The sequence below is a fragment of the Streptomyces sp. NPDC002671 genome (assembly GCF_053592475.1).
In genome coordinates, this window is sequence record NZ_JBSFVU010000011.1 from 16,560 (window position 1) to 40,384 (window position 23,825).

23 protein-coding genes are annotated in these 23,825 nt (G+C 69.8%); 13 read left to right on the forward strand and 10 right to left on the reverse strand.

Features of this window, described 5'->3' with window-relative positions; genetic code table 11:
- Positions 1–43: 43 nt before the first annotated feature.
- The 3 genes from ACWD35_RS18575 to ACWD35_RS18585 all read left to right on the forward strand — a co-directional run bounded on the left by ACWD35_RS18575 (position 44) and on the right by ACWD35_RS18585 (position 4,634).
- Positions 44–1,441 (forward strand): class II fumarate hydratase, encoded by a 1,398-nt coding sequence (locus tag ACWD35_RS18575; protein ID WP_451352328.1) that lies wholly within the window; start codon positions 44–46, stop codon positions 1,439–1,441.
- Between the two features lie 102 nt (positions 1,442–1,543).
- A complete protein-coding gene (gene fomD / locus ACWD35_RS18580; RefSeq protein WP_451352329.1) occupies positions 1,544–2,233 on the forward strand; it encodes a cytidylyl-2-hydroxypropylphosphonate hydrolase in 690 nt (229 codons plus the stop codon).
- A gap of 295 nt (positions 2,234–2,528) precedes the next feature.
- Positions 2,529–4,634, forward strand: a complete 2,106-nt coding sequence (locus ACWD35_RS18585) for a SpoIIE family protein phosphatase (RefSeq protein WP_451352330.1) — start codon at positions 2,529–2,531, stop codon at positions 4,632–4,634.
- A 58-nt stretch (positions 4,635–4,692) separates the two neighbouring features.
- Here the strand turns inward: ACWD35_RS18585 and ACWD35_RS18590 are convergent, their stop codons facing one another.
- On the reverse strand, positions 4,693–7,038 hold the full coding sequence (locus tag ACWD35_RS18590; protein ID WP_451352331.1) for a transglycosylase domain-containing protein: 2,346 nt from the start codon (positions 7,036–7,038) through the stop codon (positions 4,693–4,695).
- A 216-nt stretch (positions 7,039–7,254) separates the two neighbouring features.
- On the opposite strand from ACWD35_RS18590, the gene ACWD35_RS18595 reads away from it, so the two are divergent.
- The 5 genes from ACWD35_RS18595 to ACWD35_RS18615 all read left to right on the forward strand — a co-directional run bounded on the left by ACWD35_RS18595 (position 7,255) and on the right by ACWD35_RS18615 (position 12,138).
- Positions 7,255–8,199, forward strand: coding sequence for an SPFH domain-containing protein (locus ACWD35_RS18595; protein WP_451352332.1), 945 nt, complete (start codon positions 7,255–7,257; stop codon positions 8,197–8,199).
- The gene (locus ACWD35_RS18600) at positions 8,196–8,432 is read left to right on the forward strand and encodes a hypothetical protein (protein ID WP_451352333.1); all 237 of its coding nucleotides are present in this window, start codon (positions 8,196–8,198) and stop codon (positions 8,430–8,432) included. The genes ACWD35_RS18595 and ACWD35_RS18600 overlap by 4 nt, the downstream gene beginning before the upstream one ends.
- Before the next feature lie 93 nt (positions 8,433–8,525).
- Positions 8,526–9,050 (forward strand): PadR family transcriptional regulator, encoded by a 525-nt coding sequence (locus tag ACWD35_RS18605; RefSeq protein WP_451352334.1) that lies wholly within the window; start codon positions 8,526–8,528, stop codon positions 9,048–9,050.
- Positions 9,047–9,736, forward strand: a complete 690-nt coding sequence (locus ACWD35_RS18610) for an ABC transporter ATP-binding protein (protein WP_451352335.1) — start codon at positions 9,047–9,049, stop codon at positions 9,734–9,736. Before ACWD35_RS18605 ends, ACWD35_RS18610 begins: the two co-directional genes overlap by 4 nt.
- A gap of 83 nt (positions 9,737–9,819) precedes the next feature.
- Positions 9,820–12,138 (forward strand): ABC transporter permease, encoded by a 2,319-nt coding sequence (locus tag ACWD35_RS18615; RefSeq protein ID WP_451352568.1) that lies wholly within the window; start codon positions 9,820–9,822, stop codon positions 12,136–12,138.
- 41 nt (positions 12,139–12,179) lie between these two features.
- Here ACWD35_RS18615 and ACWD35_RS18620 read toward each other — a convergent pair whose 3' ends face one another.
- Positions 12,180–13,133: a LysR substrate-binding domain-containing protein gene (locus tag ACWD35_RS18620; protein ID WP_451352336.1), complete on the reverse strand. Its 954-nt coding sequence runs from the start codon at positions 13,131–13,133 to the stop codon at positions 12,180–12,182.
- 133 nt (positions 13,134–13,266) lie between these two features.
- Between ACWD35_RS18620 and ACWD35_RS18625 the strand changes: the two genes are divergently transcribed.
- Both ACWD35_RS18625 and ACWD35_RS18630 read left to right on the forward strand, forming a co-directional pair.
- The gene (locus ACWD35_RS18625; protein WP_451352337.1) at positions 13,267–13,821 is read left to right on the forward strand and encodes a peroxiredoxin; all 555 of its coding nucleotides are present in this window, start codon (positions 13,267–13,269) and stop codon (positions 13,819–13,821) included.
- Between the two features lie 5 nt (positions 13,822–13,826).
- Positions 13,827–14,360, forward strand: a complete 534-nt coding sequence (locus tag ACWD35_RS18630) for an alkyl hydroperoxide reductase (RefSeq protein ID WP_451352338.1) — start codon at positions 13,827–13,829, stop codon at positions 14,358–14,360.
- A 26-nt stretch (positions 14,361–14,386) separates the two neighbouring features.
- On the opposite strand, the gene ACWD35_RS18635 is transcribed toward ACWD35_RS18630, so the two are convergent.
- The 4 genes from ACWD35_RS18635 to ACWD35_RS18650 form a co-directional block, all read right to left on the reverse strand.
- Positions 14,387–15,868: an AI-2E family transporter gene (locus ACWD35_RS18635; RefSeq protein ID WP_451352339.1), complete on the reverse strand. Its 1,482-nt coding sequence runs from the start codon at positions 15,866–15,868 to the stop codon at positions 14,387–14,389.
- A gap of 150 nt (positions 15,869–16,018) precedes the next feature.
- Positions 16,019–16,720, reverse strand: coding sequence for an aggregation-promoting factor C-terminal-like domain-containing protein (locus ACWD35_RS18640; RefSeq protein WP_451352340.1), 702 nt, complete (start codon positions 16,718–16,720; stop codon positions 16,019–16,021).
- A gap of 398 nt (positions 16,721–17,118) precedes the next feature.
- A complete protein-coding gene (locus tag ACWD35_RS18645) occupies positions 17,119–18,444 on the reverse strand; it encodes a PhoH family protein (protein ID WP_451352341.1) in 1,326 nt (441 codons plus the stop codon).
- Between the two features lie 398 nt (positions 18,445–18,842).
- Positions 18,843–19,616, reverse strand: coding sequence for an isoprenyl transferase (locus tag ACWD35_RS18650; RefSeq protein ID WP_451352342.1), 774 nt, complete (start codon positions 19,614–19,616; stop codon positions 18,843–18,845).
- Between the two features lie 755 nt (positions 19,617–20,371).
- Here ACWD35_RS18650 and ACWD35_RS18655 point away from each other — a divergent pair.
- The gene (locus ACWD35_RS18655) at positions 20,372–20,881 is read left to right on the forward strand and encodes a DinB family protein (RefSeq protein ID WP_451352343.1); all 510 of its coding nucleotides are present in this window, start codon (positions 20,372–20,374) and stop codon (positions 20,879–20,881) included.
- Positions 20,882–20,900: 19 nt separating this feature from the next.
- On the opposite strand, the gene ACWD35_RS18660 is transcribed toward ACWD35_RS18655, so the two are convergent.
- Positions 20,901–21,371: a GNAT family N-acetyltransferase gene (locus tag ACWD35_RS18660; protein WP_451352344.1), complete on the reverse strand. Its 471-nt coding sequence runs from the start codon at positions 21,369–21,371 to the stop codon at positions 20,901–20,903.
- 262 nt (positions 21,372–21,633) lie between these two features.
- Between ACWD35_RS18660 and ACWD35_RS18665 the strand changes: the two genes are divergently transcribed.
- Both ACWD35_RS18665 and ACWD35_RS18670 read left to right on the forward strand, forming a co-directional pair.
- The gene (locus tag ACWD35_RS18665) at positions 21,634–22,005 is read left to right on the forward strand and encodes a DUF192 domain-containing protein (RefSeq protein WP_451352345.1); all 372 of its coding nucleotides are present in this window, start codon (positions 21,634–21,636) and stop codon (positions 22,003–22,005) included.
- A 234-nt stretch (positions 22,006–22,239) separates the two neighbouring features.
- Entirely contained in the window at positions 22,240–22,431 is a 192-nt protein-coding gene (locus ACWD35_RS18670; RefSeq protein ID WP_451352346.1) for a hypothetical protein, read from the forward strand.
- A 36-nt stretch (positions 22,432–22,467) separates the two neighbouring features.
- Here the strand turns inward: ACWD35_RS18670 and ACWD35_RS18675 are convergent, their stop codons facing one another.
- Genes ACWD35_RS18675 through ACWD35_RS18685 form a run of 3 tightly spaced genes read right to left on the reverse strand, consistent with a single transcriptional unit; the run spans position 22,468 to position 23,823 of the window.
- Positions 22,468–22,860, reverse strand: coding sequence for a hypothetical protein (locus ACWD35_RS18675; RefSeq protein ID WP_451352347.1), 393 nt, complete (start codon positions 22,858–22,860; stop codon positions 22,468–22,470).
- Positions 22,857–23,138, reverse strand: a complete 282-nt coding sequence (locus ACWD35_RS18680) for an Arc family DNA-binding protein (protein ID WP_451352348.1) — start codon at positions 23,136–23,138, stop codon at positions 22,857–22,859. Before ACWD35_RS18680 ends, ACWD35_RS18675 begins: the two co-directional genes overlap by 4 nt.
- Positions 23,139–23,196: 58 nt before the next feature.
- Entirely contained in the window at positions 23,197–23,823 is a 627-nt protein-coding gene (locus tag ACWD35_RS18685) for an OmpA family protein (RefSeq protein WP_451352349.1), read from the reverse strand.
- Positions 23,824–23,825 lie beyond the last annotated feature (2 nt).

Below are 23,825 nucleotides of genomic sequence, written 5' to 3' on the forward strand. Positions count from 1 at the left end.
TACGCGCGACATGACAAGTGCTCACCTTTTCGGAGGTACGACGATGACGACCGAAGATCCGCAGTACCGCATCGAGCACGACTCCATGGGCGAGGTCCGGGTCCCCGCCCATGCCAAATGGCGCGCGCAGACACAGCGCGCCGTCGAGAACTTCCCCGTCTCCGGGCAGCGGATCGAGCGGGCGCACATCGAGGCGCTGGCGCAGATCAAGGCGGCGGCGGCGAAGGTGAACGCCGAACTGGGCGTGCTGGACAAGGAGGTCGCCGAGGCGATCCAGGAGGCGGCCGGCGAGGTCGCCGAGGGGAAGTGGGACGAGCACTTCCCGGTGGACGTGTTCCAGACGGGCTCCGGGACCTCCTCCAACATGAACACCAACGAGGTCGTCGCCACGCTGGCGAGCGAGCGGCTCGGGCGGGACGTGCATCCGAACGACCACGTCAACGCCTCGCAGTCGTCCAATGACGTGTTCCCGTCGTCCATCCACATCGCGGCCACCGCCGCGGTCACCCACGACCTGATCCCGGCGCTGGAGCACCTCGCCGCCTCGCTCGCCCGCAAGTCCGAGGAGTTCGCGGACGTCGTGAAGTCGGGGCGGACGCACCTGATGGACGCGACGCCCGTGACGCTCGGGCAGGAGTTCGGCGGGTACGCCGCCCAGGTCCGGTACGGGATCGAGCGGCTGCGTTCCTCGCTGCCCCGGCTGGCCGAGCTGCCGCTGGGCGGGACCGCGGTCGGGACCGGGATCAACACCCCGCCCGGGTTCTCCGCCGCCGTGATCGCAGAAGTGGCCCGGGCCACCGGGCTGCCGCTCACCGAGGCCCGCGACCATTTCGAGGCGCAGGGCGCCCGGGACGGGATCGTGGAGACCAGCGGGCAGCTGCGGACCATCGCGGTCGGGCTGACGAAGATCGCCAACGATCTGCGCTGGATGGCGTCCGGACCGCGCACCGGGCTCGCCGAGATCCGGCTGCCCGACCTCCAGCCGGGGTCCTCGATCATGCCCGGGAAGGTCAACCCGGTGATCCCCGAGGCGGTGCTCATGGTCGCGGCCCAGGTCATCGGCAACGACGCGACCATCGCCACGGCCGGCGCCGCCGGGAACTTCGAGCTGAACGTGATGCTCCCGGTCATCGCCAAGAACGTGCTGGAGTCCGTCCGGCTGCTCGCGGGCGTCTCCCGGCTGCTGGCCGACCGCACGGTCGACGGCATCACCGCGGACCGCGAACGCGCCCGCGAGTACGCCGAGTCGTCACCCTCCGTGGTCACCCCGCTGAACAAGTACATCGGCTACGAGGAGGCCGCGAAGGTCGCCAAGAAGTCGCTCGCGGAACGCAAGACGATCCGCCAAGTCGTGCTGGAGAGCGGCTATGTGGACCGCGGCGACCTCACCCTGGAGCAGCTCGACGAGGCCCTGGACGTCCTGCGGATGACCCGCCCCTGAACATCGGCAACCGCCCGTGATCGCCTGCGAGAAGTGGCGCAGCCTCACCGAACCGTGACCCGCGCCGCAGCGTCCTATGCCTACGGCACCTAATATCTGTCCATGGCGGACGACGGAGCGGTGAGTCGAGTGGAAGCGGGAGCTGCGCGGTACTGGACGCCCGGGACGCAGATCCTGTGGCGCTACCGCGAGAACGCCGGGGAGCACGTCCACATCGCCCGGCCCGTCACGGTCGTACGCGACGACGCGGAACTGCTCGCGGTGTGGATGGCGCCGGGCACGGAGTGCGTGAAGCCGGTGCTGGCCGACGGCACCCCCGTGCATCTGGAACCGCTCGAGTCCCGCTACACCAAGCCTCGCGCCGTGCAGCGGGACCGCTGGTTCGGCACGGGTGTGCTGAAGCTGGCCCAGCCCAGCCTGCCCTGGTCGGTGTGGCTGTTCTGGGATCCGGGCTGGCGGTTCAAGAACTGGTACGTCAACCTGGAACGGCCGCTGGCCCGTTGGTCGGGCGGGGTCGATTCCGAGGACTACTTCCTGGACATCACCGTCCACCCGGACCGCAGTTGGCACTGGCGGGACGAGGACGAGTTCGCGCAGGCCCAGCGGGACGGGCTGATGAACGCCGAGACCGCCGAACTCGTGCGGGTGGCGGGACACTCCGCGGTGGAGGTGATCCGCGCCTGGGGCGCGCCCTTCTCGGACGGCTGGCAGCACTGGCGTCCGGATCCGTCCTGGGCGGTACCGTCACTCCCCGATGACTGGGACCGTACTCGCGCGTACGTGTCCTCATGAGACCCTTGATGTGCCCCCGGGCAAGAAACGTAGGATCGTCCTCCGCAAGGGGCCGCAACAGCAACTCCCGGAACACCAGCCGGGCCTGACCATACGTCACCGAGGGGCATCAGGACGTGAGCGAGGGGTACGAGGGCAATACGACCGCGAGCCGCACGAGGTTCGCCGGTGGCACAGGAACAACCTCTGACCACGCGGGAATTCCGTTCCTGGGGCACGTATTCCGGGTATCGGCATTTCGGCGGGACCAACTGCGCGCCAGGCCTTTGGCCCCCGACGGATGGATGCGACACCCGTGACGGAGCAGCCGACCTCCTACGAGCGCCCACAGCCGGGCGTCGACCCCGCGGAGAGCCGCGGGGCGCTTCTGCGTACCCCGGCGCCGCTCGGCAGCCCCGCCTTACCGGCTCAGGCCCGCTCCGAGGGACCGCCGTCCGGGCCGGGCACCACCACGCCCTGCGCCAAGGGGGACAAGGGGAACAAGGCGAACCAGGGGAAGGAGCCCGCAGTCAACGGCCCCGAGCACTCGCAGCCCGCCGCCGCCGAGCCCGGCACCCACCGGCCGCGCCCCGCGCCGGAGGGCATTCCGCCGCAGCCCGGCGCCGAACAGGAGCGGGCGCCGGGCGGCCAGGAGCGCCGTACCGGGCGCGGTGTGCCCGCGGGGCGGCCGATGCCGATGCGGCGCGACGGGGACCGGCTCAGGTTCGTGGGCGCGGCGACCCGCCGGATCGCCCGCGGCATCGACCTGGACGAGATCGTGATGGGGCTGTGCCGGGCCACCGTGCCGACGTTCTCGGACGCGATCCTGGTCTATCTGCGCGACCCGCTGCCCGTCGGTGACGAGCGGCCCACCGGCCCGGTGGTGCTGCGGCTGCGCCGCACCGACCGGATACCGGAGGAGCGGGACACCGACGGCGGTTTCCTGCTGCCGCCGGTGCCCGAGCCGACCGAGTCCTCGCCGCTGGCGGAGCTGTCGACGCTGACCGCCGAGCTGTGCGAAGTGCGGCCGGGCGGCGCCCTGAACGAGGTGCTGCGCGGAGTGCGGCCGGTGTTCGCGGACGCGCCCGCCGCCCGTGCCGCGCTGCCCGAACTGCTCGGCGAGGGCGGCGAGGCGGTCGTACCGGACGGGCAGCACGCGATCCTCGCGCCGCTGCGCGGCCGGCGCCGGGTGATCGGCGCGGCGGTGTTCCTGCGCCGCCCGGAGCGGCTCGCGTTCGAGGCGGACGACCTGCTGGTCGCCGCCCAGCTGGCCACGCACAGCGCGCTCGGCATCGACAAGGCGGTGCTGTACGGCCGCGAGGCCTACATCGCCGACGAGCTGCAGCGCACCATGCTGCCCGAGACCCTGCCCCGCCCGACCGGCGTCCGGCTGGCCTCCCGTTATCTGCCCGCCGCGGAGACCGCGCGGGTCGGCGGCGACTGGTACGACGCGATCCCGCTGCCGGGCAGCCGGGTCGCGCTGGTCGTCGGTGACGTCATGGGGCACTCCATGACCTCGGCGGCGATCATGGGCCAGCTGCGCACGACCGCGCAGACCCTGGCCGGGCTCGACCTGCCCCCGCAGGAGGTGCTGCACCACCTGGACGAGCAGGCGCAGCGCCTGGGCACCGACCGCATGGCGACCTGCCTGTACGCGGTCTACGACCCGGTCACGCACCGCATCACCATCGCCAACGCCGGCCATCCGCCGCCCGTCCTGCTGCACCTGGGCGGCCGGGCCGAGGTGCTGCGGGTGCCGCCGGGCGCGCCCATCGGGGTCGGCGGGGTCGACTTCGAGGCCGTGGAGCTGGACGCGCCCGCCGGGGCCACGCTGCTCCTCTACACCGACGGCCTGGTGGAGTCCCGGCTGCGGGACGTGTGGACCGGCATAGAGCAGCTGCGCGAAAAGCTCGCCGCGACGGCCCAGTTGACCGGCCCGGACCATCCGCCACCGCTGGAAGCGCTGTGCGACGAGGTGCTGGACATGCTCGGCCCCGGTGACCGGGACGACGACATCGCGCTGCTCGCGGCCCGCTTCGACGGGATCGCGCCGAGCGATGTGTCGTACTGGACGCTGGAGCCGGACGATACGGCCCCCGGCCAGGCCCGTCGGCTGGCCCGGCGCGCGCTCGCCCGCTGGGACCTGGAGGACCTGACGGACTCGGTCGAGCTGCTGGTCAGCGAGGTCGTGACGAACGCCGTGCGGTACGCCTCGCGGCCCGTGACGCTGCGCCTGCTGCGCACGGACGTGCTGCGCTGCGAGGTCGGCGACGACGTGCCGCAGCTGCCGAGGCTCCGGCAGGCACGGGCCACGGACGAGGGCGGGCGCGGCCTGTACCTGGTCAACCGGCTGGCCCGGCGCTGGGGCGCGACCCGGCTGAGCACCGGCAAGGTGGTCTGGTTCGAGCTGAACCGGGCCTGACACGACAGCGCGAAGGGCGCCCGGTGTACTGCCGGGCGCCCTTCGCTGTGTCCGCCTGCTACTGCCGGCTCTGGCCGTCGCCGGGGTCGAGCGGTTTCTCGGTGGTCTCGGTCGGCGGCGGACTGCTGAAGGTCGGCGTCTGCGTCGGGGTCTGGGTGGGCGTCCGGGTCGGGGTGTGGCTCGGCGTCTGGGTCGGCGACTCGGAGGTCGGCTCCTTCGACGTCGGCGGTTCGCTGGTCGGCGTCTTCGACGGGGTCTGGGACGGCGTGTCGCTCCACCTCACCGTCGGAGTCGGCTCGACGGCCGCGCCCTGGGTGGTGTTCAGGTCGAAGGTGGCCTTGTGGGTCACGCCGAAGGTGTACGCGGCCCAGATCTGCGCCGGGTAGCCACCGCCGTTGACCCGGCCGGGCGGCGGGATCTGGCCGGTCGCGCCCCTCAAGGAGACATGGGCCTTGGTCTTCAGGTCCTCGCCGAACAGGCCCACCGAGGTGACCAGGTCGGGCGTGTAGCCGGTGAACCAGGCGGACCTGTCCTCGTCGGAGGTACCGGTCTTGCCGGCCACCTGCTGGCCGTCGCGCAGCTCGTTGCGCGCCACGGTCCTCCGCGCCGTACCGTCGTCGACCACGCCGGTCAGTACGGAGGTCACGGTGTCGGCGGCGGTCCGGCTGATGACGCTGCCGCCGATCGGGTTCGGCATCTCGACCGAACGGCCCTTCTGCTCCGCCGACTTGACGATGCTCGGGGTCACCTTCTGGCCGTGGTTGTCGAGCGTGGCGTAGATGCCGGCCATCTCCAGCGGGCTCGCGCCCATCGAGCCGAGCGTCTGGGCGGGCACGGCCTGCATGCCCGTGGTGTCCATGCCCAGCTTGTTCGCGGTGCTCATGACCTTGTCCATGCCCACGTCGACGCCCATCTGCGCGAAGACGGAGTTGACGGACTGGTCCATGGCCTGCTGGACCGTGACCGGACCGTAGTCGTGGTGGTCCTCGTTCGGCGGGCCGAAGCCGACCTTGGCGCCGTGGTCGACGACCTGGCGCCCGCTGGTGCCGTCGTAGATCGTGTCGGCGTTGATCGGCTTGCCGTTCTGCGTGGTGGCGTTCTGCTCCAGCGCGGCGGCGAGGATCACGGGCTTGAAGGTGGAGGCGGGCTGGTAGTCCCGGCGGGTGGCGTTGCTGTAGAAGTGCTTGAGGTAGTCCTGGCCGCCGTACATCGCGACGATCTTGCCCGTCTTCGGGTCCACCGAGACGGCGCCGGCCTGGACGTTGGCGTCGACCTTGCGCTGCTTCGGCTCCAGCTTGCCGGTCAGCTCGGCCTTGACCGCCTGCTCCAGCGCGTCCTGCTTCTTCTTGTCGATGTTGAGGGTGATGGTCCAGCCGCGTTTGACGACCTGCTGCGCGGCGTCCGTGCGGCTGATGCCCTCCTGCTTCATCAGCTGGTCTTCGAGCTGCTGGTTGGCGAGCTCGACCAGATAGCCCTTCTGTCCTTCCTCGCCGGGCGCGCCCTTGGGCTCCTTCGGGATCGGGAACTTCATGCCCTGCCGCTCGGCCGGGTCCAGCCAGTGCTTTTCGACCATGTTGTTCAGGACGTAGTTCCAGCGTTCCTGAACCAACCTCTTGCCCACGGGACTCGCGGCGGCCCAGTCGTACTGGCTCGGCGCCTGGAGCAGCGCGGCGAGATAGGCGCCCTGTGCGACGCTGAGGTCCTGGGCGTCGACCTGGTAGTAGGCCTGGGCGGCGGCCTGGATGCCGTAGGCGTTGCGGCCGTAGTAGCTGGTGTTGATGTAGCCCGCGAGGATCTCGTCCTTGGTCTTCTTCTGGTCGACCTTCAAGGAGATGACCATCTCCTTGAGCTTGCGGGTGACGGTCTGATCCTGGTTCAGGTAGTAGTTCTTGACGTACTGCTGAGTGATCGTCGAGCCGCCCTGGGTGCCGCGGCCGGTCACCGTGTTGAACAGACCGCGGGCGAGACCGCGCAGGTCGATGCCGGAGTCCGAGTAGAAGCTCTTGTTCTCGGCGGCGACGAAGGTGTGCTGCACGCCCTTCGGGACCTTGGACAGGTCCACGCTCTCGCGGTTGGTCTCGCCGACCCGGGCGAGGAGCGTGCCGTCGCTGTACTTGTAGATGTTGCTCTCCTGCTTGGCGAGCGCGTTGCCCTCAGGGACATCGACGTACAGGTACAGGGCGGTGAAACCGCCGATGCCGAGCAGACAGAAGCCGAAGAACGTGCCGAGGATCTTCTTCCAGGTGAAGAGCCGGCGTATTCGGCCCTTGGGCGGCTTGGCGGCCGGGCCGGCGCCGCTCGCGGTGGCGGTCGCGGGTGCGCCCGTGGGGGTGGAACGGCGGCGCTTGGGCGCCGCGCGGTGGCCACCGCGCTGTCGCGCTCGTCTCTCTTCCGCTCGTCCCATGGGTACCTACGCTCCGCTTCCTCATCGGGGTCAGCTCCGAAAGCTAACACCCGTCTCTATGACAAAGGCCCTGCGATCCGCACTTTTACGGACGTGACAATCAGCACCCGCCCCAAAGGAACCGACGGCTGTGACCGTCCCCGGGTTGCCCGGAGCGTTAAAGTGATATCACTTGGCTAGACTGAAGCTAAGGCTTACGAGAATGGGGGACCATCCATGTCCGCATACGGCCCCGCCCACGAGGCGACCACCGCCGACATACCCGACATGCCCGCACCGCGCGTGAGGGAGTTCACCGCGCACAGCATCGGCGGCGGGCTCGCCCTGCTGCTCGGCCTGCTCGGGCTCGGCGCCGCCGTCGCCCTGTTCGCGGCGGGCTCGGCGGTCTCCGCGCCCGGCGCCAAGGCCGGGCTGATCGTCGCCGGGTCCCTCGTCCTCCTCGCCGCCTTGACCGCGATGCGCGGTCTGAACACGGTCGCGCCGGGCGAGGCGCGGGTCGTCCAGCTCTTCGGCCGCTACCGGGGCACGATCCGCGAGGACGGCCTGCGCTGGGTCAACCCGTTCACCTCGCGGACCCGGATCTCCACCCGGGTGCGCAACCACGAGACCGCCGTCCTGAAGGTCAACGACGCCTACGGCAACCCGATCGAGCTGGCCGCGGTCGTGGTGTGGAAGGTGCAGGACACCGCCCAGGCCACCTTCGAGGTCGACGACTTCGCCGAGTTCGTCGCCACCCAGACCGAGACGGCGGTCCGGCACATCGCGATCGAGTACCCCTACGACGCCCACGACGAGGACGGCCTCTCGCTGCGCGGCAACGCCGAGGAGATCACCGAGAAGCTCGCGGTCGAACTCCAGGCGCGGGTGGAGGCGGCCGGAGTGCGGATCATCGAGTCGCGCTTCACCCATCTCGCGTACGCTCCGGAGATCGCCTCCGCGATGCTCCAGCGGCAGCAGGCCGGCGCGGTCGTGGCCGCGCGGCGGCAGATCGTGGACGGCGCGGTCGGCATGGTGGAGGCGGCGCTCTCCCGGATCGCCGAGCAGGGCATCGTGGACCTGGACGAGGAGCGGAAGGCGGCGATGGTGTCCAACCTGATGGTGGTGCTGTGCGGCGACCGGGCACCCCAGCCCGTACTCAACGCGGGAACCCTCTACCAGTGACGGACCAGGCGGAGCAGACTCCGCGGCGCCGGCCGCAGCAGCGCAAGCAGGTGCTGCTGCGGCTCGACCCGTCGGTGTACGAGGCGCTGGCCCGCTGGGCCGGGGACGAGCTGCGCTCGGCCAACGCGCAGATCGAGTTCCTGCTGCGCAAGGCCCTGGCGGACGCCGGACGTCTGCCGCGGGACGCCGGACCGCTGCCACGCAGGGGCCGGCCGCCTGTCGCAGAACCGTGACAATGGCCCCCCACCTGCACTGAAACCCTCCAGGTCATGATCTACACACTGCGTGTATACACACGGCGTATACACCGCGTGTAGAGTGCGGTCATGTCCATCGGTCACACCCTCCTAGGGCTCCTGGAGTCCGGCCCGCGCCACGGCTACGACCTGAAGCGGGCCTTCGACGAGAAGTTCGGTCACGACCGGCCGCTGCACTACGGCCAGGTCTACTCCACGATGTCCCGGCTGCTGAAGAACGGCCTCGTCGAGGTCGACGGGATCGAGGCGGGCGGCGGGCCCGAGCGCAAGCGGTACGCCATCACCGACGCCGGCGTCACCGATGTCGAGCGCTGGCTCGGGACCCCGGAGAAGCCGGAGGAGTACCTCCAGTCGACCCTCTACACCAAGGTCGTCCTCGCGCTGCTCACCCACCGCAACGCGGCCGACATCCTCGACACTCAGCGCGCCGAACACCTGCGCAGCATGCGGATCCTGACCGACCGCAAGCGCAAGGGGGACCTCGCGGACCAGCTGATCTGCGACCACGCCCTGTTCCACCTGGAGGCGGACCTGCGCTGGCTGGAGCTGACCGCCGCGCGTCTCGACAAGCTCCGTGCGGAGGTGGCCAAGTGACTCCTCCTCCCGGTTCCCTGCTCATCGCCCAGGACCTGCGCAAGGCCTACGGGCCGACCGTCGCGCTCGACGGCGCCGGGTTCTCCATCCACCCCGGCGAGGTCGTCGCCATCATGGGCCCCTCCGGCTCCGGCAAGTCGACGCTGCTGCACTGCCTCGCGGGGATCGTGCCGCCGGACTCGGGCTCGATCACGTACAACGGGCAGGAACTCGCGACGATGAGCGACGCCCGGCGCAGTGCGCTCCGGCGGTCCGAGTTCGGCTTCGTCTTCCAGTTCGGGCAGCTCGTACCGGAGCTGACCTGCGTGGAGAACGTGGCACTGCCGCTCAGACTGAACGGCACCTCCCGCAAGGCGGCTGAGAAGGCGGCACTGGGCTGGATGGAGCGCCTCGAGGTCGACGACCTCAAGGGCAAGCGGCCCGGCGAGGTCTCCGGCGGCCAGGGACAGCGGGTCGCGGTGGCACGGGCGCTGGTCACCGGGCCCCGGGTGCTGTTCGCCGACGAGCCGACCGGCGCGCTGGACTCGCTCAACGGCGAGCGCGTGATGGAGCTGCTGACGGACGCCGCCCGGTCGAGCAACGCGGCCGTGGTGCTGGTCACGCACGAGGCGCGGGTGGCCGCCTACTCCGACCGCGAGATCGTCGTACGCGACGGGAAGTCCCGGGACATGGAGCACGCCATATGAATGCCCACCCGTCGCCCACCACCGCCCTGCCCGAGGCGCTTCGCGCCGCCCCTTCCCATTCCAAGTGGGCCAGGGATCTCGGCATGGGGGCGCGGTTCGCCTTCGCCGGCGGACGCGAGGGCTGGGTCCGGGTGCTGCTGACGGCGGTCGGTGTCGGGCTCGGCGTCGCACTGCTGCTGCTGACGACCGCCATTCCGAACGCCCTCGCGGTACGGCACCAGCGCGACGAGGCCCGCCTGGACTACACGTACGACCAGAAGCACAGGCCGAAGGCCGCCAACACCCTGGTGATCTCGAACGCCGACACGAACTACCACAGCTCCGACATCCGCGGCCGTCTGGTGGAACCCGAGGGGCCGCGTGCGCCGCTCGCACCGGGCCTGGCCAAGTACCCGGCGCCGGGCGACATGGTGGTCTCCCCGGCGCTGAAGCGGCTGCTCGACTCCACCGACGGGAAGCTGCTGCGCGAGCGGCTGCCGTACCGGGTGGTCGGGACCATCGGCGAGCAGGGGCTCGTCGGCTCGCACGAACTCGCCTACTACGCCGGCGCGAAGAACCTGGCACCGCGCATCAACGGCTGGCAGACAGCCCGGATCACCGCGTTCGGGGAACCGCACCCGAGTCCGCCCGACAGGATGGACCCCGTGCTGATCCTGCTGGTGCTGGTCGTGTTCGTGGTGCTGCTGATGCCGGTCGCCGTGTTCATCGCCGCGGCCGTACGGTTCGGCGGCGAGCGGCGCGACCGCAGGCTGGCCGCGCTGCGGCTGGTCGGCTCCGACAGCCGGATGACCCGGCGGATCGCCGCGGGCGAGGCGCTCGCGGGTTCCCTGGTCGGGCTGGTCTTCGGCACCGTCTTCTTCCTGCTGGGCCGTCATCTCGCCGGTTCGGTCGAGATCCTGGACATCAGCGTGTTCCCCAGCTACCTCAACCCGACGCCCGCGCTGGCCCTGCTGGTCGCCGTCACCGTCCCGGCGGCAGCGGTGCTGGTCACCCTGTTCGCGATGCGTGGGGTGGTCATCGAGCCGCTGGGCGTGGTCCGCGCGGCCAGGCCCTCGCGGCGCCGGCTGTGGTGGCGGCTGCTGCTGCCGCTGGGCGGCCTCGCGATGCTCGCCCCGATGATCGGCCAGGGCCGGTCGAACGGCGATTTCAACCAGTACCTGGTGATCGGCGGCGTCCTGCTGCTGCTCGTCGGCGTGACCGCGCTGCTGCCGTGGGTCGTCGAGGCCGTGGTCGCCCGGCTCGGCGCGGGCCATGTCGCCTGGCAACTGGCGGTACGGCGGCTGCAGTTGAACAGCGGTTCGGCGGCCCGCATGGTGAACGGCATCGCCGTCGCGGTGGCCGGGGCGATCGCCCTGCAGATGCTGTTCTCGGGCGTCGAGAGCGACTACACCAAGGTCACCGGCCAGAACGTCGAGCGGACGCAGATGGAGGTCCAGATATCGCGGGGCGGCGCCTTCTTCTCGGTCGCCGACAAGTTCTCCGCCACCAAGGGCGTACGGAAGGCCACCGCGCTCGCCGTCCTCGACGTGGCCAACCGGAGCTGGAACAACGACGACGGGCCGAACACCTCGACGAGCGTGACCGTCGGCGACTGCGCCGCGCTGCGCGAGGTGGCACGGCTGACGTCCTGCCACGACGGGGACATCTTCGTGGCGCGGGGCGGGGACAAGGAGATGGACGCCGACGTGGCGAAGCTCGCCACGCCGGGCCGCAAGCTCTACTTCGACACGGGCAACGGCTTCTACAAGGGCCGGGATTTCGTCTGGTCCGTGCCTGGCGGCCTGAAGCAGGTGCGCTCGATCGAAGGCCCGAACAGATACAGGGACAGCGGCTTCCTGATGACCCCCTCCGCCGTGCCGCACCGGATGGCCGGGCTGGCAAGAGGTCAGGTGTACCTGTCGCTCGACGAGTCGGTGCCGGACGTGCACGAGTACGTCCGCAACACGGCGGCCCGGATCGACCCGCTGGCGAGCACGATCGTGTGGGCGTCCAGCGAGAAGTCCACGAAGTTCACCTCCATCCGGACCGGCCTGCTCGTCGGCGCCGCCTGCGTCCTGGCGCTGATCGGCGCGAGCCTGCTGGTCTCCCAGCTGGAGCAGCTGCGCGAGCGGCGCAAGCTGCTGTCGGCGCTGGTGGCCTTCGGCACCCGGCGCCGCACACTGGCCCTGTCGGTGCTGTGGCAGACGGCGGTCCCGATCGCGCTCGGCCTGCTGCTGGCCTCGGTGGTGGGCCTGACGCTGGGCGCGGTCCTGCTGAAGATGACGGCGACACCGGTAACCGTGGACTGGTCGAGCGTACTGTCGCTGACCGGCATCGGCGCGGCGGTGGTCCTCGCGGTGACCCTGCTGAGCCTGCCGCCGCTGCTGCGCCTGATGCGCCCGAACGGGCTGCGGACGGAGTAGCCCGTCCGTACCGAATCCGGCTGGGCCTGCTCGTCATCCGGCTAGGCCTGCTCGTCCGCCAAGCGCACCGGCAGCGGCCCCATGGCCTCGCGCAGGGCCGCCGCCAGCTCCTGGTACTCCGCGGCGCGGGCCGCGCCGGTGCGCATGGCGAGGGCGATACGGCGGCTCGGGGCCGGGTCGGCGAAGTAGCCGGTGAGCAGCTGGTTGCTCCGGGTCGTCTCGACCCGGAGCGCGGTGCGCGGCAGCAGCGTGCAGCCGAGGCCGCCGGCGACCAGCTGGACGAGCGTGGACAGACCCGCCGCGGTCGTGGTGACCGGCGCGTCCGCGCGGCCGGCCTCACGGCAGATGTCGAGGGCCTGGTCGCGCAGGCAGTGGCCCTCGTCCAGCAGGAGCAGGTTGAGTTCCTTCAGCGCCTCGCGCGGGATGCCCTCCCGGCCGCCGAGCCAGTGGTCGAGCGGGGTGACGAGCACGAAGTCCTCGTCGAAGAGCGGGAGTTCGACGACACCCGGCACACCGAGGGGGACGGCCAGCAACAGCAGGTCCAGGCGGCCGGAGTTGAGGCCCTCGATGAGGTTGGCGGTCTGCTCCTCGTGCACCTGGAGGTCGAGGTCCGGGTAGCGCTCGTGCACCAGCCGCAACACGGTGGGCAGCAGATACGGCGCGACGGTCGGGATGACCCCGAGCCGCAGCACCCCGGTGAAGGGCGCCCGGACCGCCTCGGCCTCCTCCATGAGCGCCCCGACCTCCGCCAGCACCGCCTTCGCCCGTACGGCGAGACGCTCACCGGCGGGCGAGAGCAGTACCTTGCGGGTCGTACGCTCGAGGAGGGTGACGCCGAGGGTCTCCTCCAGCGCCGAGACGGCGCCGGACAGCGCGGGCTGGCTCATCCCGATGGCCGCCGCGGCGTCCCGGAAGTGCAGATACTCGGCCACGGCGGCGAAGGCACGCAGCTGCGCGAGGCTCGGCTGCCTCCGCTTGCCGTTACTGATGGTCACTGATAACTACCTCCGATCAACATGACCGAGTGTAGCTATTTCCCTAATCAATGCCGCCTGTGCCAACATCGTCGGCGTCCAACCCAAGGGAAACACCCTCAAAAGGGGTGCTCCCTCGCTGCAAGGAGAGCGTGTGCTCACTGTCGGTGACAAGTTCCCCGAGTTCGAACTGACCGCCTGCGTCTCGCTGGAGAAGGGCAAGGAGTTCGACACGATCAACCACAAGACCTACGAGGGCAAGTGGAAGATCATCTTTGCGTGGCCCAAGGACTTCACCTTCGTGTGCCCGACCGAGATCGCCGCGTTCGGCAAGCTGAACGACGAGTTCGCCGACCGTGACGCCCAGGTCCTCGGCTTCTCCGGTGACTCCGAGTTCGTCCACCACGCCTGGCGCAAGGACCACGACGACCTGCGTGACCTGCCCTTCCCGATGATGGCCGACTCCAAGCACGAGCTGATGCGCGACCTCGGCATCGAGGGCGAGGACGGCTTCGCCAAGCGCGCCGTCTTCATCGTCGACCAGAACAACGAGATCCAGTTCGCCATGGTGACCGCCGGCTCCGTCGGCCGTAACCCCAAGGAGGTCCTGCGGGTCCTGGACGCCCTCCAGACGGACGAGCTGTGCCCGTGCAACTGGAGCAAGGGCGACGAGACCCTCGACCCGGTCGCGCTGCTGGCTGGTGAGTGACTCCCATGTCGCTCGACTCCCTGAAGTCCCGCATCCCTGACTACGCCAAGGACCTGAAGCTCAACCTGGGCTCGGTCATCGGCAACTCGGAGCTGCCCGCGCAGCAGCTGTGGGGCACGGTGCTGGCGACCGCCATCGCCTCCCGTTCCCCGATCGTGCTGCGCGAGCTGGAGCCGGAGGCGAAGGCGAACCTCTCGCCGGAGGCGTACAACGCGGCCAAGTCGGCCGCCGCCGTCATGGCGATGAACAACGTCTTCTACCGCACCCGGCACCTGCTGTCCGACCACGAGTACGGCACCCTGCGCGCGGGTCTGCGGATGAACGTCATCGGCAACCCGGGCGTGGACAAGGTCGACTTCGAACTGTGGTCGTTCGCGGTGTCCGCCATCAACGGCTGCGGCATGTGCCTGGACTCGCACGAGCAGGTGCTGCGCAAGGCCGGTGTCGACCGCGAGGTGGTCCAGGAGGCGTTCAAGATCGCTTCCGTGGTCCAGGCGGTCGGCGTCACCCTTGACGCCGAGGCGGTGCTGGCCGAGTAGTCCGGCCGCGCTCTACGGAACCCCGCTCACCCTTGGTGGGCGGGGTTCTCGGCGTTTTCGCCCTCGATCGCCGCGGGGGCCGACTCCTGCCGGACCTCCTCCGCATACTGCTTGAGATACCCCACCACCGTGTTCGTCACCGCCACCAGCGGTACGGCCACCACCGCGCCGCCGATGCCGGCCACCAGGCCGCCGGCCGCCACCGTGAGGACCACCGCGAGCGGGTGGACGCGGACCGCGCGGCCCAGAATGAACGGCTGCAGGATGTGGCCCTCGATCTGCTGGACCGCGAGCACCACCACGAGAGTCATGAGTGCCGTGAACACGCCCTGGGTCACCAGCGCCACGATCACCGCGAGCGCGCCGGAGGCGACGGCGCCCACGAGCGGGATGAAGGAGAACAGGAAGATGAAGACGGCCAGCGGCACGGCCATCGGGACGTCGAGGAAGTAGATGCCGATACCGATGAAGGTCGCGTCGATCAGGGCGACCAGGACCGTGCCTCGGACGTAGGCGGTCAGCGTGCGCCAGGCACGCGGGCCGGCGCCGGCGATGGCGGGGCGGGCGGCGGCGGGCACCAGCTTCAGGAACCACTGCCAGATGCGCGCGCCGTCGTAGAGCAGGAACAGCGTCGAGAAGAACACCAGCAGGATGCTGGTGAGCGTCTCGATGATGACCTGAACGCCCTCCAGCCCGGCGGAGGTTATCTGGTCGGCGTTGGCCCCGATCGCCTCGCGGAGGTTCTTGGCGATCTGGTTGATCTGCTTGTCGGTGACGTGGAAGGGGCCCTTCAGCAGCCAGTCGCGCAGATCGTCGATGCCGCTCTGGATCTGGCTGGAGAGACTGTCGATGTTCTCCATGACCTGCCAGGTCACGAACCAGCCCATCAGCCCGATGATGGCGAAGCCGCCGATGGCCGTGAGCGCGGTGGCCAGGCCGCGCGGCACGCCGAGGCGGCAGAGCCGGGCGACCGTCGGCTGGAGCAGCGCGGTGATGAGCAGGGCGATGACGAAGGCGAAGACGACCAGTTGGACGGAGCTGATGACCCGCATCAGCACCCAGACGGTGCCGGCGAGCACGAGCAGCCGCCAGCCCGCCTCGGCGGCGACCCGGACACCCCAGGGCACGGCCTGCGCGGGATCGGGACGCGGGCCGGCGGGCGCCTGGGACGAAGGAGAGGGAGAAGAGGAAGGAGAGGGAGGAGACGGCTGAGATACGACGGACGGTTCCGGGTCGGCGACAGGGGAGCCGTCGGTACCGGAGTCGGCGACGGGGGAATCGGCCGTACTGGAGTCGGCGGCAGGAAAGTCGGCGGTACCGGAGTCGGTGGCGCGGGTGTCGGCGATACCGGAGTCAGCGATGCGGGTGCCGGGCATACGCGAGCCGGCGACGACCGGCTCGGGCTCGGCGTGTTCCCGCTCCACCTCCGCGCGGCGCTCGTCCAGGCGCTCGCTCATCTCCGTGAGACCGGCGCCGAGCCGGCCGAGCCACCCTGGCACTCGCGACATCATCCGCCTTCTTCCCCCGCGTCCCCGGGTGATCGCCACCACTCCCCCCTGGAGTCGTTCGCATACGACCGTACAGGGCGAAAGCCCCTCCCCTAAGGACGGGGAGGGGCTGCGCAAGGTTGAGCCGGAACCAGCCGGACCGGGGCGGGCCTAGTACCAGTGGTTGGCCTGCCAGAACGACCAGGCCTGGCACGGGCTGTGGTACCGCTCGTTCATGTAGTTGAGGCCCCACTTGATCTGGGTGGCCGGGTTGGTCTGCCAGTCGGCACCGGCCGAGGCGTACTTGCCGGCGGGCAGGGCCTGGAAGAGGCCGTAGGCACCGGAGCCGGCGTTGACCGCGCGGTAGTTCCAGCTGGACTCGTGGTCCACGATGTTGCTGAAGCAGGAGTACTGCCCCGCGCCCACCATCTGACGGGCCATCGCCTGGATCTGCGCGACGGTGTAGCTGCTCTGGGTGGGGAAGCTGGAGGAGTCGCGAACGGTGTCGCGGCTCGCCGCGGCCTTCGCCTCGATGCGCTCCTTGGCCGCCTTGGCCGCAGCCTGCTCCGCAGCCGCCTTCTTCGCGATCGCGGTCTCCGCGGCGGCCTTGCGGGCCGCTTCCTCGGCGCCCTTCTTGGCACTCGCGTCCGCGGCGATGGCCTGTGCGTCGGCCTGCTGCGTCAGGGAAGCGCTCTGCACCTGCGCCTGCTCACCCGCGGGGATGTCCGCCAGGAGCGCAGTGTCGGCTGCCGTCGCCTCGGCGTCGTTGTTGGGCTGCGCGGTGCTGCCCGAGGCAACGCCGACGACACTTCCAACAGCGGTGACCGCGGTGGCCGAGGCCACTGCGAATCCCCGGACCGAAATCCGGCTCACACGATTTCCTTCCAGCATCGCCCGCTTCGGTGACCCTGGCGGACGCAATCGTGCCCCTGGCACTGGCCTCCCAACTTCAGGGTCACGGGAGGCACGGGCCCGGTGGGCAACTCCCTCGAAGGGAGCGCCGCGTGAAGCTCGGGCGGCATACGACGAACTCTATGGAGTTGATGCTGCTTCTGTTGTGCGGTACCGCTGGGGGTACAGCTGTGTCGTATGCGGGGCCTGACAGGAGTGAGACTCTGCCGCACCAGACGCCGCGTGGCAATTCTGCGTTGCGTGTGAAAGCTCACATCTCGTTTGGCCCTGGGGGTTTCCGGAAAGTTCCACGCGCGAGGGCGCCGCCCGGCTAGGCTCTTGGCCTTTGCCGGACGGCGCCAACGCGTGTCAGACGAACGTCAGATGTGCCCGTCCTCCAGCATTTCGGTCACAAGTGCTGCAATCTGGGACCTCTCGGACCGCGTCAGCGTGACGTGCGCGAAGAGCGGATGCCCCTTCAGCTTCTCTACGACGGCGACCACACCGTCGTAACGGCCTACGCGCAGATTGTCCCTTTGCGCCACATCGTGCGTAAGAACCACCCGTGAATTGGCGCCGATTCGGGACAGAACGGTCAGCAGGACGTTCCGTTCGAGCGACTGCGCCTCGTCCACGATCACGAACGCGTCATGCAGGGACCGGCCGCGGATGTGGGTGAGCGGCAGCACCTCCAGCATCCCGCGCGCGGTGACCTCCTCGATGACCTCGCGGCTGGTGACCGAGGACAGCGTGTCGAAGACCGCCTGCGCCCATGGGCTCATCTTCTCGGCCTCGGTGCCCGGCAGATACCCCAGTTCCTGCCCGCCGACCGCGTACAGCGGCCGGAAGACCATCACCTTCTGGTGCTGACGGCGCTCCAGGACGGCCTCCAGGCCCGCGCACAGCGCGAGCGCCGACTTGCCGGTGCCGGCCCGGCCGCCCATCGAGACGATCCCGACGTCCGGGTCGAGCAGCAGGTCGAGCGCGATGCGCTGCTCGGCGCTGCGGCCCTTGATGCCGAACGCCTCCCGGTCGCCGCGCACCAAGCGGACGTTGCCCTCGGCACTGATCCGGCCGAGCGCCTTGCCGCGCTCGGACTGGATGGTCAGGCCAGTGTGCACGGGGAGGTCGGAGGCCTCCGGGACGTACACGTGTCCTTCCTCGAAGAGGATGTCCACCTGCTCGCCGGACAGGGTCAGTTCGGACATTCCGGTCCAGCCGGAGTTCTCCGTGATGGCGAGTTCGGCCCGGTACTCCTCGGCGAGGAGACCCACGGACGACGCCTTGATCCTGAGCGGCAGATCCTTCGAGACGACGGTGACGTCGTACCCCTCGGCCTGCAGGTTGCGGGCGACCGCGAGGATGCGGGAGTCGTTGTCCCCCAGGCGGTAGCCGGTCGGCAGCACGCTGGGGTCCGAGTGGTTCAGCTCGACACGGATCGTCCCGCCGAGTTCCCCGATCGGGATCGGGGCGTCGAGACGGCCGTTCTTCACCCGGTAGTCGTCGAGCAGGCGCAGCGCCTGGCGGGCGAAGTAACCGAGTTCGGGATGGTGCCGCTTGGCCTCCAGCTCCGTGACCACGACGACGGGGAGCACGACCTCGTGCTCGTCGAAGCGGGTCAGGGCGTTCGGGTCGGCCAGCAGGACGCTGGTGTCGAGAACATACGTGCGCCGGTCTGGCTTGTGGCGCTTTGTGCTGGTCACCACGGAAGGACGTACCCCCTCGGATGAGGTCGGGGAGCGACGAAGTGGAAGCTGGGCCGGGAGGAGGGGAGCATGCATGCCGATACCTGGCCCCCGCGTACGGAGGGCCGGGTACCGGCCCTCCGCGGCTGCTTCCGTGCAGTGGCCGCACGGTCGGGCTGTTGCAAAAGGGCCTCCCGGGCGGACGGCCCCGAGCCGCCCGCTGAGATACGACGCCCGGGGTTCGGGTGTCGACCTGCTTGGCTTATGCCCTCGAACAAGCGCTGCCATGCAAATGCGGCTGAGAGCGTGCTGGTGAACTCCTTGTTACTTCCGCACCAACCGGGGTATAGGGAACGCCCCGCCGCCAAGACGGCGAGCGGGGCGTGCGGTTCGGCTCCGGCGGGGCGGACTCTTCGGCCTCAGCCGCCGTAGCGGCGATGACGTGCGGCGTAGTCGCGCAGGGCGCGCAGGAAGTCGACCTTGCGGAAGGCGGGCCAGAAGACCTCGCAGAAGTAGTACTCGGAGTGTGCCGTCTGCCAGAGCATGAATCCGGACAGCCGCTGCTCGCCGCTGGTGCGGATCACCAGGTCCGGGTCGGGCTGGTCGCTGGTGTAGAGGTGACGGCCGATCATGTCGATGTCGACGGACTCGGCGAGGTCCTCCATCGACACGCCCCGGTCCTGGGCGTCGAGGAGCATGGAGCGCACGGCGTCGGCGATCTCCTGGCGTCCGCCGTAGCCGATGGCCGCGTTGACGAGTATCCCGTCGCGATGCGAGGTGACTGCCTCGGCTTCCTTCAGGGTGCGCTGCAGCCCGCCCGGCAGCAGGTCGAGCGCGCCGACGTGGTGCACGCGCCAGCGGCCGTCGGCGGCGAGGGTGCGCACGGTGTCCTCGATGATGCCGAGCAGGGGGCGCAGCTCCGCCTCCGGCCGATCGAAGTTGTCCGTAGACAGCAGCCACAGGGTGACGACCTCGACGCCGGCCTCGGTGCACCAGCCGAGGAACTCCTCGATCTTGTCGGCACCGGCCTGGTGCCCGCGGACGGTGCTGGAGCCGGCGGCCTTCGCCCAGCGGCGGTTGCCGTCCATGATGACGCCGATGTGCTTGGGCACCTGAGCGTGGTCGAGGTGGCCTTCCACCCGGCGCGCGTAGAGCCTGACGAGCAGGCCGCGCAGGTTGTCACGCAGGTTCACGGGACCTCCGGGGTTGTGCAGGTGTTGAAGCGTACCCCTGCCCCTCGGCTTGGCCCGGGCTCGGGGTTCGGGCCCCCTGAGTGGGGACGCCGGTCCCTCGCTGTGTGGTTCCCAAGAAAAACGGGCCGGTCCGTGGGGGGGAGACGGACCGGCCCGAGGGGGGGTTTCCACCATAACCCTTCGTAAGGGCTGATGGGTGCATCGGCGTGCCACAACTACTCTCCGCGCACACCCGGCGACGCCCCGGTGTGCGCGGAACACTCGATTCAGGGGTGTCTCACGGCAAATTCACAGCGGATTCCCAGGCAATCCGACCAGATAAGGAACGAATCAGAGGTTTTGAGCCGTCTTGATGACGTCTCGGCGAGTTGTCCGACCGCCCCCCGGACGGGCGACTCGCGAGCGAACGTTGACTTGACGGTTCCGCTGGGCGATCACGCGGAGATCATCCGGCATCACGGCACCGCGCAGCCCCCTCCGCTGCGCGATGCCGCCCGCGCAGCTTTGCTGACGCGAATTACCTTGGCGTGAACCTATGTGACGCGTGGGACGGATGTGAACTCTGCGCGATAACGATGCGGAAACCATGGGAGAACATGAGTTGAACGGGATCCCGAAATGCCCGTTCTTCCCGCCACGACCGCCGCGCCTCGGTGGCCCGCCCCTCGAACCACGAGAAGTCCCACCCCTCGGTGGGCACCATGAACCCCATGGTCGCGGGGGGTTGTCAGTGGGGCCTGCTAATTTCCGCGCGCATGACGAACTCCGAGATGAACCCCGAAGAGAAGGACATCCTGCACGCGAGCCTGAACCGGCACCGGGACGCCGTGCTCTGGAAGTTGGAAGGGCTGGACGACGAGCAGCTGCGCCGCCCGATGACTCCCTCCGGGACGAGCCTGCTCGGCCTGGTCAAGCATCTGGCCTCGGTCGAGTACGGCTGGTTCGTGGAGACGTTCGGGGGCGAGCCGGAACCCCTGTGGTTCGACCCGTACAAGGGCGAGGACATGCAGGCGGCCCCCGACGAGACGACGGAGCAGATCGTCGCCTTCTACGCCCGTGCCCGCGCCGCCGCCGACCGCATGATCACCGGGCTGCCCCTGGACGCGCAGGGCCGCCCCGCCTGGCTGGACGTCGCGGTCTCCCTGCGCCGGACCCTCGTCCACATGACCACGGAGACCGCCCGGCACGCAGGGCACATGGACATCCTGCGCGAGCTGATCGACGGGGCGACCGGGGACCGCCCCCGGGCCACGGGGACGGACTGACCAGATCGCACGCGGCGTGTCAGCTGCTGGGCTCGCCCGGCGCCCCGAGGACGAGCAGAACGTGCTCGTCCTCCCCGTGCCGGACCGTGCCCGCGCGCTCGAAGCCGTGCCTCTCCAGGAGGCGGACCGAGGCGGTGTTGCCGGAGAAGGGGTCGGCGTACAGCGGCCGGGTGCGGTCTTCGTCGAGAAAGAGTGCGAGGGCCCGGGTGCCGATGCCGCCACCCCAGTACGGCCGGCCGAGCCAGTACCCGATGAACCGCCGCTCGCCCTCCGTCCAGGACACGACGCTCCCGGCGGCCTCCCCGTCCACGACGACCGTCCGCACGAGACAGTCGGGGTCCGGGAGCACCCGCTCACGCCAGTGCCGGAGAAACGCCTCCCGCGGCCGGGGCGTGAATCTCGACCGCCGGACGGCTTCCGGGTCGTGCTCGTAGGCGAGGAACAGTTCGAGGTCGTCGTCGATCACAGCCCGCAGGCTCACGTCGGTCATGCCAGGCAGTGTGGCAGGCACCACTGACAATGCCTCGTGGAGCTAACCCACGCCTGAGCCGCGATTGGCAGTTCTGTTCCACGGGGCCCTGCAAAAGCCGCAGTTGAGAGGGAAGGGGCCGCCGGTCGGGTGGAACCAATCCGCCAATCGCTACTCGCGGAGGCACGACACTGACCAGGAAGCGGGTGACCCAAGAGCAACACCCACCAACGGGCGTTTCCCGCAGCCCCGTGGGTACGGTCACAGCGGAGGTGGCCTTGGGATGGCACGTTGGCGGGATGGGCGGGGTCGACTGGTTGTTCGCGGGAGCGGCGGTGAGGGGACTCCGGTCACCGTTCCGCTGGAGATCTCGACCTCCTACCGCACCCGCGCAAAGGGGCTGTTGGGCCGCGACTCGGTCGACGGGGCCATGCTGCTGTCCCCTGCCAGCGGAGTGCACACGTTCCGCATGCGCATCCCCATCGATGTCGCCTATCTCGACCGCACCCTCACCGTCATCGCCGTACGCACGATGAGGCCGGGCCGCATGGGCCTGCCACGGTTGCGCTCCCGGCATGTGCTGGAAGCAGCCGCCGGGGCTATGGCGGGGTGGGGAGTGGAGGTGGGGGTACGGGTCGCTGTCGAACCGGAGTAGTCGCTGACGAAGCCCCAGTCGCCCTGACACGCCCGGACGACCCCGGCGAGCACACCGAGCGCATCGCGTCGGCGGCTGTCACAGGCGGTGGCCAGGCGTGTGTGGGTGTGGCGGGGGTGGCCGTCGTAGAGGATCACGCGCAGGACGGCGTCCCGGTAGCGCAGCGACATATGCCGAGGGCGGCGTCACGCGACCTCATCCACAGCACCGCCCGCGAACTCTGAGGGAGCCATCGTGACCGACATCGACTGGGAAGACCCGTACTGCGGCGAAGGCAACAACTGCTTCCGCATAGGCACCGACTCCGCCGGGAACGCCTACATCGCCGTCGCCGGACAGGAGGAGCACCACCTCGTCGACAGCCGTGACGCCCTCCGCGCCCTCATTCTGGAGATCAAGGCCGGGAAGGCGGACCACCTGCTGTAGGGCCGTCGGCCTTCCCCCCTGCCGGAGTCGGGATTGTCAGCGGTTCAGGTCCATGACCCCGGCTCCGAGACCGTCGTAGAGTTCCGGCGCGACGGTGGCCACCAGCGCCCCGTCAGGAAGCATCGGATTCGGTCGCGCCACGTGCACGGCTGCCGCGATACCAGGGACTACACCGTCACGGACCAGTTCGGCGACGGTCACGGCCATCGCGTAGTCGTCATCGATGACACGGAGTACGCCCAGCAGCACACCCGTGTGGGCGACGATCCCGGCGCGCTCTCGCTCGGCCTCCAAGAGGCACAGGACGGGTGCCCACAGGCGCACGTCATCGCTGGACGCCGCGGCATGGATGAGGCCGGAGACCTGCTTGTTGCCACCCATCGCCAGCAGTGTGGGGCTGTCGAGGACGTAGTGCTCGATCTGGTTCAACGGGACGACTCCACCTCCGCGAGAGCAGCCCGGTGAGCGGCGGTGGCCTCCCGCATTTTGCGCCGCATCTCGGCGGATTCCTCATCCGTCACGTAATGCCCGAACCGCTCGGCGAGCAGGGCTCGGGTGTGATCGGCGCGCGCCTTGATCTGCTCGGGAGTCAGAGTCTGAGCAGCTATCTCCTGCATGAGGGCACGGAGACTGGTCCCTCGTGCCTCTGCTACGGCGGCGAGCTGGTCACGGACTTCGGCGGGCACGCGAATCATGACGTCAGACATGCCACGAGTATACGTGACGTATACGTCGAGCAGAATGGGTCCCTGGCCCGGGTACTGGTCAGCTCTCCGAGCGGGGGAAGGAGACCTCGACCCGACGGTTCTTCTTCCGGCCCTCCTCGGTGGAGTTGTCGGCGATCGGGTACTGCTCGCCGTAGCCGCGGACCTCGAAGGTGACGTCCGGGTCGTTCAGGTCCTGGTCCAGCACGGCCTGTACGGCGTTGGCGCGCTGCTTGGACAGGATGTCGCCGTGGGCGGCGGAGCCGAGGTCGTCGGTGAAGCCGAAGACGCGGACCTGACTCGCGCCCTGCTTCTTGATCTCCTCGGCGATGGCGGCGATCCGGGCCTTCGCCTCCGCGCCGAGCTTCGCGCTGTCCTTCCCGAACAGCACCTCGGCCTGGAGCGCGAAGGTCACATCGGCGTTGGTGTCCTCCCGCCGCTCGTCTCCACTCTGGTCTTCGACGACCGACTTGATGTCCAGCACCTTGGACTCGGCGAGGGTGGCTCCCTCGGGGAGCTTGAGATCCGGGTCGGTTGCGTCGACCTTCACGGGGGCGGTGGCGGAGGGTTCGGTGCCGGGGGGTTCGCTCGGGCCGGAGTCGGCGTGGGCGAGGGCGGCAGAACAGAGGTTCGCGGCCACCAGAAGCACGGCGGCGGTCAGGGTCAGGGGGAGGCGTGGTGTGGTCACGG

What these genes read in the sequence shown, in the direction of transcription:
- ACWD35_RS18635 (WP_451352339.1), bottom strand. Translation starts at nt 15,868, where the DNA reads ATGTCGCGAGTGCCAGGGTGGCTCGGCCGGCTCGGCGCCGGTCTCACG.
- ACWD35_RS18615 (WP_451352568.1), top strand. Translation starts at nt 9,820, where the DNA reads ATGGGGGCGCGGTTCGCCTTCGCCGGCGGACGCGAGGGCTGGGTCCGG.
- ACWD35_RS18590 (WP_451352331.1), bottom strand. Translation starts at nt 7,038, where the DNA reads ATGGGACGAGCGGAAGAGAGACGAGCGCGACAGCGCGGTGGCCACCGC.
- ACWD35_RS18630 (WP_451352338.1), top strand. Translation starts at nt 13,827, where the DNA reads ATGTCGCTCGACTCCCTGAAGTCCCGCATCCCTGACTACGCCAAGGAC.
- ACWD35_RS18595 (WP_451352332.1), top strand. Translation starts at nt 7,255, where the DNA reads ATGTCCGCATACGGCCCCGCCCACGAGGCGACCACCGCCGACATACCC.
- ACWD35_RS18655 (WP_451352343.1), top strand. Translation starts at nt 20,372, where the DNA reads ATGACGAACTCCGAGATGAACCCCGAAGAGAAGGACATCCTGCACGCG.
- fomD (WP_451352329.1), top strand. Translation starts at nt 1,544, where the DNA reads ATGGCGGACGACGGAGCGGTGAGTCGAGTGGAAGCGGGAGCTGCGCGG.
- ACWD35_RS18660 (WP_451352344.1), bottom strand. Translation starts at nt 21,371, where the DNA reads ATGACCGACGTGAGCCTGCGGGCTGTGATCGACGACGACCTCGAACTG.
- ACWD35_RS18605 (WP_451352334.1), top strand. Translation starts at nt 8,526, where the DNA reads ATGTCCATCGGTCACACCCTCCTAGGGCTCCTGGAGTCCGGCCCGCGC.
- ACWD35_RS18680 (WP_451352348.1), bottom strand. Translation starts at nt 23,138, where the DNA reads ATGTCTGACGTCATGATTCGCGTGCCCGCCGAAGTCCGTGACCAGCTC.
- ACWD35_RS18665 (WP_451352345.1), top strand. Translation starts at nt 21,634, where the DNA reads ATGGCACGTTGGCGGGATGGGCGGGGTCGACTGGTTGTTCGCGGGAGC.
- ACWD35_RS18575 (WP_451352328.1), top strand. Translation starts at nt 44, where the DNA reads ATGACGACCGAAGATCCGCAGTACCGCATCGAGCACGACTCCATGGGC.